Below are 11826 nucleotides of genomic sequence, written 5' to 3'. Positions count from 1 at the left end.
CATCGCGGGTCCTTGCGGGTCAGTGGAGCCGGACGGCTGCTGCTGCGGCGGCGGGGATGGCGTCGGCCAGGCGGTCGAGGACGGCGGTGGCCTGCTCGTCGGTGATGGTCAGCGGGGGCAGGAGGCGGACGACGCTGGAGTGGCGGCCGCCCAGTTCGACGATCAGGCCGCGGTTGAGGCACTCCTGTCGCACGGCCGCGGCGAGGGCCTGCGCCGCCGCCCCGGTGTCGGGGTCGACGAGTTCGACGCCGATCATCAGGCCGCGGCCCCGGACGTCCCCCATGCACGGGTGGGCGGCGGCCAGCCCGCGGAGCGCCGTCAGCATCCGCTCGCCGAGGGCTCCGGCGCGCTCGGCGAGTCGGTTCTTCCTTACGTAGGCAAGGGTGGCGGTCCCGGCCGCCATCGCCAGCTGGTTGCCGCGGAAGGTGCCGGCATGCGCTCCGGGTGCCCAGAGGTCCAGGCTCGACCGGTACACGATCACCGCCAGCGGGAGGCTGCCGCCGATCGCCTTGGACAGGACCATCACGTCCGGCACCACCCCGGCGTGGTCGACGCCCCAGAAGGCGCCGGTGCGGCCGACGCCGGTCTGTACCTCGTCGGCGATCAGCGGGATCCCCCGTGCCTCGGTGATCTCGCGCATCCGGCGCAGCCACGCGTCCGGGGCCGGGAGGACCCCGCCCTCGCCCTGCACCGGTTCGACGATCATCGCCGCGGGCGTCGGCACCCCGCCCTTGGGGTCGTCCAGCAAGCTCTCGGTCCAACGGGCCCCGAGCCGGGCGCCCTCGGTGCCGCCGACCCCGAACGGGCAGCGGTGGTCCTGCGGAAACGGCAGCCGCGTCACCCGTACGTCCGGCGCTCCGCCCGAGGCGCCCAGGGCTCCGGCGGTCATCCCGTGGTAGGCACCGGTGAAGGCCAGCAGCCCCGAGCGCCCGGTGGCGGTGCGGACCAGCTTGAGTGCGGCCTCCACGGCGTCCGTACCGGCGGGACCGCAGAACTGGATGCGGCCGTCGGCGGCCAGTTCCGGCGGGAGGCAGGCGAACAGCTCCGTGGTGAAGGCGTCCTTGACCGGGGTCGCGAGGTCCAGGACGTGCAGCGGGGCCCCGGAGTCGAGGACGCCCCGGACGGCTTCGAGCACCACTGGGTGGTTGTGTCCCAGGGCGAGGGTGCCGGCTCCGGAGAGGCAGTCCAGGTAGCGTCGCCCGTCCGCGCCCTCGATGGTGAGCCCCCGGGCGCGCACGGGGACGATGGGCAGGGAACGCGCGTACGTACGGGCGGCGGACTCCCGCATCGCCTGCCGGCGCAGGATGCCCTCCACCCCGTCAGCGCCCGGCGGTACGGCTACGCCCGGCCCCGTTCCCCGGCCTCCCTGCGCCGGCACCTGGGGTTCCTGGGGCTCGTGAGGCCCCTGAGGCGGAACCGGCGCGGCGGCCGCACCCTGCTCGGTCAAAGCCACGACTCTCGGACCTCCCGCACGGACTGCTCCACCGGATTGCGCCTCGAACATGAACGCTGCTCCCCCGTCCCCCGTACGTACCAACGACGGTGGCGGCAGCGGATCACGGGTGTGCCCAAGATCCTTGTCCCGTCCCTGAGTGCACGGTTCCTCCCGTCCCGGAACCGCGGCCCCGGCCTGTGCCGTCCCCAACAGCAGCGGCATAGTGGGGTGCTGCACTCGGCGGCACGCACCTCGCGTGCCCCACGTACCTCAACTGCACCGCGTCTGACGCCCAGAATCACCAGGGGGATTCACGACATGCGCCCGAACCGACCGGTCACCGCGATCCTGTGCGCGGCGGCACTCGCCATGACCGCCGCGGCCTGCGGACCCGGCGACGGGGAGGCCGGCGGCGACGCCAAGCCGACCGTGGCGGCGAGCCTCCCGACCGAGCCCGACGGGACCATCAAGATCCCGGACCAGCTCAAGGACAAGCTCAAGGAGCACGGCTTCGACCTGGACAAGTGGAAGGGGGGCGCGTGGAAGAACTGGAAGAAGGAGGACTGGCTCCGCGAGGCGGGCGACTACGTCAACCCGATCATCGAGGACCTGTGGGACCCGGACCGGATGCGTGAGGCCGACAAGACCCCGCAGACCCCGGCGATCGACCCGGACGCCGGCAAGGACCAGGGCGTGACGGACCCGACCCCGACTCCGGTGCAGGCCAAGGCTGCCAACGCGCCGTACCACACGAGCGTTCCGGTGTCCGGCAAGGTCTTCTTCGACGGCCCCGAGGGCTCGATGGTCTGCTCGGCGACCGTGGTCAAGGACCCGGCCCATCCCGGCAAGTCCAACATGGTCTGGACGGCCGGTCACTGCGTCCACGCGGGCAAGTCGGGCGGCTGGTACCGCAACATCGCCTTCGTCCCGTCGTACAACAACGCGGGCAGGCCGGCGGCGCAGCTCAAGGGTGCCCCGCGCGAACAGGTGGCCCCGTACGGCGTGTGGTGGAGCGACTGGGCACAGACCTCGGACCAGTGGATCGCGAACGGCGGTCCGACCGGCGGCGCGGGCGCCCCGTACGACTTCGCGGTGCTGCACGTGACCCCGGAGAAGAGCACCGGCAAGTCCCTGGAGGAGACGGTCGGTTCGGCGCTCCCGGTGGAGTTCAACGCACCGGCGGTGCCGAAGGTCGCGGGCATCACGGCGACGGGCTACCCGGCGGCGGCCCCGTTCGACGGTCAGAAGGCCTTCCAGTGCACCGACAAGCCGGGCCGGCTGTCGCTGGCCACGAACGCCCCGGTGATGTACCGCATCGGCTGCACGATGACCGGCGGCTCCTCCGGCGGCGGCTGGGTGGCCGCGGGCAGTGACGGCAAGCCGGCGCTGGTTTCGAACACCTCGATCGGCCCCGCCAAGGCGGGCTGGCTGGCCGGACCCAGGCTGGGCCCGGAGGCCAAGGGGGTCTTCGACGCGGTGAGCGCCAAGTTCAAGTAGGCAGAAGGTTCAAGTAGGCAGACGACGGAGGGCCCCCTGCACGGCAGGGGGCCCTCCGTCGTCTTGAGCGTCGAGCGCGTCGAGCGGCCTCGGCGTTAGCGCTTCGCCGGCACGTACGGCGCCAGGTCAGCCGCGAGTTCCTGGTGGACCCGCGCCTTCAGCAGGGTGCCCTCCGGGGTGTGCTCCTCGGAGATCACCTCGCCCTCGGCGTGCGCCCGGGCGACGAGCGAGCCCCGCGTGTACGGCACGAGGGCCTCGACCTCGACCTCGGGTCGCGGCAGTTCGGAGTCGATGAGCCCGAGGAGTTCCTCGATGCCCTGCCCCGTGCGCGCCGAGACGGCGATGGAGTGCCGCTCGATCCGCAGCAGTCGCTGGAGTACGAGCGGGTCCGCGGCGTCGGCCTTGTTGATCACCACGATCTCGGGCACGTTGACCGCGCCGACCTCGCGGATGACCTCGCGCACGGCCGCCAGCTGCTCCTCCGGAGCCGGGTGCGAGCCGTCCACGATGTGCAGGATGAGGTCGGAGTCGCCGACCTCCTCCATCGTGGAGCGGAACGCCTCGACCAGGTGGTGGGGCAGGTGCCGGACGAAGCCGACCGTGTCGGCCAGGGTATAGATCCGGCCGCTGGGCGTCTCGGCCCGGCGCACGGTCGGGTCGAGGGTGGCGAACAGCGCGTTCTCCACCAGCACGCCCGCGCCCGTGAGGCGGTTGAGCAGCGAGGACTTTCCGGCGTTGGTGTAGCCGGCGATGGCGACCGAGGGCACCTTGTTGCGGCGCCGTTCCTGCCGCTTGATGTCGCGGCCGGTCTTCATCTCCGCGATCTCCCGGCGCATCTTCGCCATCTTCTCGCGGATCCGGCGCCGGTCGGTCTCGATCTTGGTCTCACCGGGGCCTCGGGTGGCCATGCCGCCACCGCCGCCGCCACCCATCTGCCGGGACAGCGACTGACCCCAGCCGCGCAGGCGCGGCAGCATGTACTGCATCTGCGCGAGGGCGACCTGTGCCTTGCCCTCTCGGGACTTGGCGTGCTGGGCGAAGATGTCGAGGATCAGGGCGGTCCGGTCGACCACCTTGACCTTGACGACGTCCTCAAGGGCGATGAGCTGGCCGGGGCTGAGCTCACCGTCGCAGACGACGGTGTCGGCTCCGCTCTCCAGCACGATGTCGCGCAGTTCGCGGGCCTTGCCCGAGCCGATGAAGGTGGCCGGGTCCGGCTTGTCACGGCGCTGGATGACACCGTCCAGTACGAGGGCGCCCGCCGTCTCGGCAAGGGCGGCGAGCTCCGCGAGTGAGTTCTCGGCGTCCTGCACCGTTCCGGAGGTCCACACGCCCACCAGCACGACGCGCTCAAGGCGCAGCTGCCGGTACTCGACCTCGGTGACGTCTTCGAGCTCGGTGGAGAGGCCGGCCACACGGCGCAGCGCCGCGCGCTCGGAGCGCTCGAACTGCTCGCCGTCGCGGTCTCCGTCGACCTCGTGGCTCCAGGCGACGTCCTCTTCCATCAGGGCGTCGGCCCGAAGGCTCTCGGTGAAGCTCTGCGAGTCCTGCACGTCCCGTGCGTCCCGCGCGTCCTGGGAAGGGGAAGAAGAGGAGGTCATTGGATCCTTACGTCGATATCGAATGCGGCCGTGTCTTGCGCGGCCGGGGCCATGCGCAACAGTGACCTAACACTGTCACGTCCAACGTGTCACATCGCCGGGAGATTCCCCCGGCGTGCGGCCCCGTCGATGGTGACATGCCCGTTCCCCGCCGGTCACACGCTTTTCGGGCCGCCCCACTCCGGGTGCCCGGGCATCGCCGGGGTCGTCTTCCCGTACAGCCACGGCTTCAGGAAGGCCTCCAGATCCCGTCCGGCCACGACCGAGGCCAGGCGTACGAAGTCCGCGGTGCCGGCGGTCGCGTCCCGGTGCTCGGCCACCCAGCGCCGCTCGACGCGGTCGAAGGCCTTCTCGCCGATCTCCTGGCGCAGCGCGTACAGCACCAGCGCGGCCCCGTCGTAGACCACCGGCCGGAACAGCCCGATCTTCTCTCCGGGAGCGGCGGGCTTCGGGGCGGCCGGGGGTCCGCCGGCCGCCCGCCACTGGTCGGAGCGCTGGTACGCCTCGCGCATGCGCCGCTCCAGGGAGTACTTGCCGAGGCCGTCCGCGTACAGGGCCTCGTACCAGGTGGCGTGGCCCTCGTTGAGCCACAGGTCGGACCAGGTCCGCGGGGTGACGCTGTCGCCGAACCACTGGTGGGCGAGCTCGTGGACCATGACGGCGTCGACGTACCACTCGGGGTAGCCGTCGCCGGAGAACAGGCCGTTCTCGAAGAGCGAGAGGGTCTGCGTCTCCAGCTCGAACCCGGTCTTCGCCCGTGCGATCAGCACCCCGTAGTTCTCGAAGGGGTAGCGGCCGACGCGCTGCTCCATCCACTGGACGTGCCCGGAGGTCTTCTTCAGCCAGGGGTCCAGGCGCTTGCGGTCGGCGGCCGGGACCACGCTGCGCAACGGCAGGCCGTGCGGACCGGTGCCCGCCACCACGGCCGAGTCACCGATGGAGACCTGTGCGAGCTCGGTGGCCATGGGGTGCAGGGTCCGGTACGTCCACGTCGTCGAACCGGCGACCCGGGGAGCCGGGAGGGCGCCCGCCACCCCGTTGGCCACGGCGGTGAGACCGGCCGGGGCGGTGATCCGGAAGGTGAAGTACGCCTTGTCCGCCGGGTGGTCGTTGCACGGGAAGACGCGGTGGGCGGCGTCGGCCTGGTTGGCCATGGCCAGGCCGTCGTCGGTGGGCACCCATCCCCCGTCGGCGATGCCGCGCGGGTCGCTGGTGTGCCGGATCTCGATGCGGAGCGGCACGTTCGCCGCAACCGGGCTCGCCGGGGTGAGCACGAGGTCCTCCCCGGCGCTCTCGAAGCGCGCCGGCTCGCCGTTGACCTCGGCGGACGCCACCGTTCCGTGGGTGAAGTCCAGGTTGATCCGCTCCAGCGGCTCCAGGGCGCGGGCATCGATCACGGTGACCGCGTCGAGCGGGCTCTTGTTGTCCTTGTACGTGAAGGACAGGTCGTACGAGAGGACGTCGTACCCGGGGTTCCCGAGCTGCGGGAACAGCGTGTCGCCGATGCCCAGCGGCTTCGGCGGGGGCAGCACGGCGGCGACCAGGGTGAGGGAGGCCGCGGCGAGCAGGGCGGCGCGCAGGCGCGGGGAGGAGAGCTGCATCCCCCACCGCTACCAGCGCCCGACGCGTGCCCGGGTACGGCGCGCGACGGTTCCACCCGAACGGGACCTTCCGGCCGCGCCCCGGCCCAGTCCCGGGGGCGCCCCGGCCCAGTCCCGGCGGCCGCACGCCCCGTTCCCGCCGGAGCCCGGCGCCCAGGCCCGGCGCTCGGACCCGCCGCCCGGCCCGCCGCCCGGGGTCGGCGGCTGGGCGGACGCGGGCTAGGCCCGGCGGACGTCGTAGACGCCCGGCACGTCCCGCATCGCCCGCATGAGGGCCGGCAGCCCGGCCGCGTCGGGCAGTTGCAGGGTGTACGTGTGCCGCACCCGCTGCTCGACGGGCGGTTCCACGGTCGCGGAGACCACTTCCACCCCTTCGCGGGCGATGGCCTCGGTCAGGTCCGCCAGCAGGTGCGGGCGGCCGAACGATTCGGCGAGCAGGGTGACCCGGCAGTCCGCCGTGGCTCGCCAGTGCACGGTGACGGAGGTCCGTCCGAGCGCGCGCATCTGGGCCACCGCCGCGCAGTGGATGCGGTGGACGGTGACGGCCCCGCCCCGTACGACGAACCCGGCGACGGCGTCGGGAGGTACAGGGGTGCAGCAGCCGGCCAGCCGCACGGTGGCGTCCGGCAGGTCGGCGACGGCATTGCCGCCGCCGCCTCGGGCGCCGACCACGGACAGCGGTGCCCGGGCCGGGGTGGCGGTGGGTTTCACCGAGTCGGGATGGGCCTGGAGCCAGCTGCCGATGGCGATCCGGGCGGCGGGGGTCCTGGCGTGCTCCAGCCAGTCGGCGGCGGGCCCCGAGGAGGCGTCGTGGGCGAGCAGCAGCTGGACGGTGTCCCCGTCGGACAGCCGGGAGGCCAGGGAGGTGAGGCGCCCGTTGACCCGGGCGCCGATACAGCCGTGGGCCGCCTCGCCGTACTGGGCGTAGGCGGCGTCGATGCAGCTGGCCCCGGCGGGCAGGCTGATCGTGCCGGGGGCGCCGCCGTCGGCGCGGAACACGGTGATCTCCCGGTCTTGTGCGAGCTCGGCGCGGAGCACGCTCCAGAAGGTGTCGGGGTCGGGTGCGGACTGCTGCCAGTCGAGGAGGCGCGAGAGCCAGCCGGGCCGGGTCGGGTCGACCCGTTCCTCGTCGCAGTCGGCGGTGTCGGCCGCAGAGCCGGGCTCCGGCGGGGCGGTGGCGTACGGGTTGCCGAGGGCGACCACGCCGGCTTCGGCGACCCGGTGCATCTGGCGGGTGCGGACGATGACTTCGGCCACGTACCCCTCGGGGGTGGCGAAGGCGGTGTGCAGCGACTGGTACAGGTTGAACTTCGGGGCGGCGACGAAGTCCTTGAACTCCGAGACGACCGGGGTGAAGCAGGTGTGGAGCTCGCCCAGCACGGCGTAGCAGTCGGCGTTCTCGCCGACGAGCACGAGGATGCGGCCGAAGTCGGAGCCGCGCAGTTCGCCGCGTTTGAGGCCGATCCGGTGCACGGAGACGAAGTGCCGGGGCCGGACCTGCACCTCGGCGGCGATGCCCGCTTCGCGCAGGACGGCCCTGACGGAGGCCGCGATGGCGGGCAGCGGGTCGCGCTCCCCGGCGTGGGCCGCGATGAGCGCGCGGGTGTGCTCGTACTCCTCGGGGTGCAGGATCGCGAAGACGAGGTCTTCCAGTTCGGTCTTGAGGGCCTGGACGCCGAGCCGTTCGGCGAGCGGGATCAGGACGTCGCGGGTGACCTTGGCGATGCGCGCCTGCTTCTCGGGGCGCATCACGCCGAGGGTGCGCATGTTGTGCAGCCGGTCGGCGAGTTTGATGGACATGACGCGGACGTCGTTGCCGGTGGCGACGAGCATCTTGCGGAAGGTCTCGGGCTCGGCGGCGGCCCCGTAGTCGATCTTCTCGACCTTGGTGACGCCGTCGACGATGAAGCAGACCTCGTCGCCGAATTCCGCGCGGACCTGATCGAGGGTCACCTCGGTGTCCTCGACGGTGTCGTGGAGCAGAGAGGCCGTCAAAGTCGTGGTTTCGGCGCCGAGTTCGGCGAGGATCAGGGTGACGGCGAGCGGATGTGTGATGTACGGCTCACCGCTTTTGCGCATCTGGCCGCGGTGCGAGGACTCCGCGAGCACGTACGCGCGGCGCAGGATGGACAGGTCCGCGTCCGGGTGATGGGCGCGGTGCGCCTCCGCGACGTGGCCGATGGCATCGGGGAGCCGGTCTCGGGATGTGGGCCCGAGAAGGGCCGCGCGCCCGAGTCGTCGCAGGTCAAGGCGGGTCCGGCCTCGTCTGCGGAGTTCAGGGCGCGCGTCGGGACGTGCTTCGGGGTTCGTGGCCTCTGCACTCATGGGCACCTCCGGCGGCTTCGACCGGCGGTGGCGGGCATGGGGTGAGCCCTCAGGGCCGGTGCCTGATGCTACCGACCCCACCACGTGGCGCAGTCCGCCTCTCGCTCAGCGTGAAACGGATCACCCATTAGAGGGAAGCTTCAGCCGAAAGCCGTTTCGGTGAGCCAGGCCGCGTCGAACTCGCCCGCGGCCACGATGACGGCCGGTCCAGTCATGTCGATCTGGCCGTCGGGGTGTTCGGTGATGAGCAGGGTGCCGCCGGGGAGGTCGACGGTGTACGTGACCGGCGCGCCGGTGGCGGCCGGGTCGACGCCGTCGCGGCGGATGGCGGCCACGGCGACGGCGCAGGCGCCGGTGCCGCAGGAGCGGGTCTCGCCGGATCCGCGCTCGTGGACGCGCATGGCGACGTGGCGGGGGCCGCGGTCGACGACGAACTCCACGTTGACCCCCGTGGGGTAGACCTCGGCCGGGCTGAACGGGGGCGGGTCGAGCAGCTTTCCGGCGTGGTCCAGGCTGTCAACGAACGCGACGGCGTGCGGGTTCCCCATGTTGACGTTGCGGGCGGGCCAGGTGCGGTCGCCGACGGTGACGGTGACCTGCTCCTCGGGGAGGACGGCGCGACCCATGGAGACCGTCACGTCGCCGCTCTTGTCGAGGTGGACCCGCTTGACGCCGCCACGGGTGGCGACGGCCAGGTCGCCGGGCTCGACGTGGCCTGCGTACTGGAGGTAGCGGGCGAAGACGCGGACGCCGTTGCCGCACATCTCGGCGATGGAGCCGTCGCTGTTGCGGTAGTCCATGAACCACTCAGCCTCGTCGGCCATATGCGCGGCCTCGGGGTGTGCGGCGGACCGGACGACGTGCAGCACGCCGTCCGCGCCGATGCCGGCGCGCCGGTCGCAGAGCTTCGCGACGGCGGTCGCGGGCAGGTCGACGGCGTTGTCCGGGTCCGGGACGATCACGAAGTCGTTCTCGGTGCCGTGGCCCTTGAGGAAGGAGAGGCTCGTCTGCGTCACCCGCCCATGGTACCGAGCGGGGTGTCCGTGCAGGTCGGCGGCGCCTACCGGAGCCGCGCGACCCGGTACACGGCCAGGGCTACGACGGCCAGCGCGACGAGGCCGTACAGCCCGGCCATGCGCCAGTCGGGGCGGCGGCCGCTGCCCCGCGGCGGGAGCCCGGGCCAGGTGTGGCCCACGCGGCGCGCGGCCATCATCCCCCAGCCGCCGGCGCAGCAGCAGATGAGGAAGCCGAGCATGGCGACCACGGCTCCGCCGTCGCCGAACTCGAAGGCGAGCGGGAAGGCGAACATCAGGGAGCCTGCCGCGGCCAGCATCACGATCGGGGCGATCTGCCAGATGCGCAGTCGGCGCTGCGGGCGCAGCTCGACTTCGAACTCGGGACCGGCGGCGGCCTCCGCCTCGGCGGTGTCCGGTACGTCCGGGCCGTCGGGGGACAGCCGTGCGGGATCGGCGGGCAGGCCGAGGGCCTCGGGCTCGGGAGCCTCTCCCCCGGCGACCGGGGGTTGGTTCCCCCAGAGCTTCGGGTCCGCTTCCTGCCTCGTGCTGTCCTGCCCGGTGTCGCGAGGGCCGGCCTCCATCGCCACGCGCCCTCCCCACTCGGACTTCGTACGCCGTAGTTCACCGCCGGTGACCGCACCCGCGGAATTTGATGATGGCACGGGTCAGGGCCCCGAACGGGCGCACGGGGCGTCCCGATGCCATCACGTGATCAGGCTGTAACCGCTCGTTCGACCAACGACTGCGCAAGTCCGAGGAGTTCCCCCCGGTCGGCGACGGCGCCGCTGAGCCAGTGCACGCGGGGGTCCCTGCGGAACCAGGAGTCCTGGCGGCGGGCGAACCGCTTGGTCGCCCGGACGGTCTCGGCGCGGGCCTCGTCCTCCGTGCAGTCGCCGGCCAGGGCGGCCAGCACCTGCTGGTAGCCGAGCGCCCTGGAAGCGGTGATTCCGTCGCGCAGGCCCCGGGCCTCCAGCCTGCGGACCTCGTCCACCAGCCCGGCCTCCCACATCCGGTCCACGCGCAGCGCGATCCGCTCGTCGAGCTCCGGCCGGGCCACGTCGACACCGATCTGCACCGTGTCGTAGACCGACTCGTGACCGGGCAGGTTGGCGGTGAACGGCTTCCCCGTGATCTCGATGACCTCCAGGGCGCGGACGATGCGGCGGCCGTTGCTGGGCAGGATCGCCTGGGCGGCGGCCGGGTCGGCGGCGGCGAGGCGGGCGTGCAGGGCACCGGGGCCGCGCAGCGTGACCTCGGCCTCCAGCCGGGCCCGGACCTCCGGGTCGGTGCCGGGGAATTCCATCGCGTCGAGGGCGCCGCGGACGTACAGGCCCGATCCGCCGACGAGGACCGGCGTACGCCCCTGGGCGAGCAGTGCGTCGATCTCGGCGCGGGCCAGCCGCTGGTACTCGGCGACGCTCGCGGTCTCGGTCACGTCCCAGATGTCCAGGAGGTGGTGCGGGACGCCTCCGCGCTCCTCCGTCGTCAGCTTGGCGGTGCCGATGTCCATCCCCCGGTACAGCTGCATGGAGTCGGCGTTGACGACTTCGCCGTCGAAATGGCGGGCCAGGGCTACGCCCAGATCGGACTTTCCTGCCGCGGTGGGACCGACGACGGCGATGACCCGCGGGGCGGGGGCTGCATTCCTCACCGCCCCAGTCTCGCAAACGTTGCGGCATGTACCCGATCGAGTTACGTGACGGGGTGGTGGTGGGGTCGTTGCCCTGGCGAGGTTCCACCAGGCGTACGCCCGGCGGAGGCCGGGCCGCACAAGGCGGAACTTCACCCGCACGAGTAACGTTATGGGAGTAGACATGGGCGTTTTTGATCGGTTTTTTCGTCGTAAGGGCGAAGATGCGACCGTTGAAGTCGCGTCGGAGGACGTGACGGCGGAGGCCGAGGCCGAGGCCACGGGCTCCGAGACCGCGGCCGAGCCTGCCGAGGCGGAGGCTCCCGTGGCGGAAGCCGTGGAGATCCCGAAGCAGCAGTCGGCGGAGGCCGCCGCGGACAGCGGGGCCGGCGAGAGCGCCCGTACGTAGCCACCGCCACTGGAAGGTGCCCCATGGGCCTGCTGGACACTCTGAAGGCCAAGCTCGCTCCGGCGAAGGACAAGGTCGGCGACCTCGCACAGCAGCACGAGGGCAAGATCGGCCAGAACCTCGACAAGATGGCCCAGGCCGTGGACTCCAAGACCAAGGGCAAGTACCACGGCAAGATCGAGACCGGCACGAGCAAGGCGAAGGACGCCCTGGGCAAGATCGCTCACAAGGACGCCCCCGGCGGTCCGACGCCGCCGACGGCGTCCTGACGCGGTCCCGTGCGTACGAGGGCGGGGCGCGGGTTTGGTGAAC

The 11826-nt window shown here is 72.3% G+C and carries 10 protein-coding genes; 3 read left to right on the top strand and 7 right to left on the bottom strand.

What is annotated here, in order from left to right; genetic code table 11:
• Positions 1-19: 19 nt before the first annotated feature.
• The gene (locus OHA65_RS27810) at positions 20-1504 is read right to left on the bottom strand and encodes a diaminobutyrate--2-oxoglutarate transaminase family protein (protein WP_405762607.1); all 1485 of its coding nucleotides are present in this window, start codon (positions 1502-1504) and stop codon (positions 20-22) included.
• A gap of 249 nt (positions 1505-1753) precedes the next feature.
• On the opposite strand from OHA65_RS27810, the gene OHA65_RS27805 reads away from it, so the two are divergent.
• A complete protein-coding gene (locus tag OHA65_RS27805; protein ID WP_327278905.1) occupies positions 1754-2932 on the top strand; it encodes a hypothetical protein in 1179 nt (392 codons plus the stop codon).
• A gap of 95 nt (positions 2933-3027) precedes the next feature.
• Here OHA65_RS27805 and hflX read toward each other — a convergent pair whose 3' ends face one another.
• The 6 genes from hflX to miaA form a co-directional block, all read right to left on the bottom strand.
• Complete coding sequence (hflX, locus tag OHA65_RS27800; RefSeq protein ID WP_327278904.1) at positions 3028-4533, bottom strand: GTPase HflX; 1506 nt, start codon at positions 4531-4533, stop codon at positions 3028-3030.
• 155 nt (positions 4534-4688) lie between these two features.
• Positions 4689-6134 carry a M1 family metallopeptidase gene (locus OHA65_RS27795; RefSeq protein ID WP_327278903.1) on the bottom strand — a complete coding sequence of 482 codons (1446 nt, stop codon included), beginning with the start codon at positions 6132-6134 and terminating at the stop codon, positions 4689-4691.
• Between the two features lie 219 nt (positions 6135-6353).
• Positions 6354-8459 carry an HD domain-containing protein gene (locus tag OHA65_RS27790; RefSeq protein ID WP_327278902.1) on the bottom strand — a complete coding sequence of 702 codons (2106 nt, stop codon included), beginning with the start codon at positions 8457-8459 and terminating at the stop codon, positions 6354-6356.
• 140 nt (positions 8460-8599) lie between these two features.
• The gene (gene dapF / locus OHA65_RS27785; RefSeq protein WP_329314701.1) at positions 8600-9475 is read right to left on the bottom strand and encodes a diaminopimelate epimerase; all 876 of its coding nucleotides are present in this window, start codon (positions 9473-9475) and stop codon (positions 8600-8602) included.
• Between the two features lie 44 nt (positions 9476-9519).
• Complete coding sequence (locus OHA65_RS27780) at positions 9520-10056, bottom strand: hypothetical protein (protein ID WP_327285815.1); 537 nt, start codon at positions 10054-10056, stop codon at positions 9520-9522.
• Positions 10057-10187: 131 nt separating this feature from the next.
• On the bottom strand, positions 10188-11126 hold the full coding sequence (gene miaA / locus OHA65_RS27775) for a tRNA (adenosine(37)-N6)-dimethylallyltransferase MiaA (protein WP_327278900.1): 939 nt from the start codon (positions 11124-11126) through the stop codon (positions 10188-10190).
• Between the two features lie 232 nt (positions 11127-11358).
• Here miaA and OHA65_RS27770 point away from each other — a divergent pair, with 232 nt between their 5' ends.
• Positions 11359-11514: a gliding motility protein gene (locus tag OHA65_RS27770; RefSeq protein ID WP_327278899.1), complete on the top strand. Its 156-nt coding sequence runs from the start codon at positions 11359-11361 to the stop codon at positions 11512-11514.
• Positions 11515-11537: 23 nt separating this feature from the next.
• The gene (locus OHA65_RS27765) at positions 11538-11783 is read left to right on the top strand and encodes an antitoxin (protein WP_327278898.1); all 246 of its coding nucleotides are present in this window, start codon (positions 11538-11540) and stop codon (positions 11781-11783) included.
• Positions 11784-11826 lie beyond the last annotated feature (43 nt).

This window comes from Streptomyces sp. NBC_00045 (assembly GCF_045041095.1).
Lineage (GTDB): Bacteria > Actinomycetota > Actinomycetes > Streptomycetales > Streptomycetaceae > Streptomyces.
The sequence above is the reverse complement of the archived record's forward strand: the minus strand, read 5'-3'. Positions and strand labels throughout refer to the sequence as shown.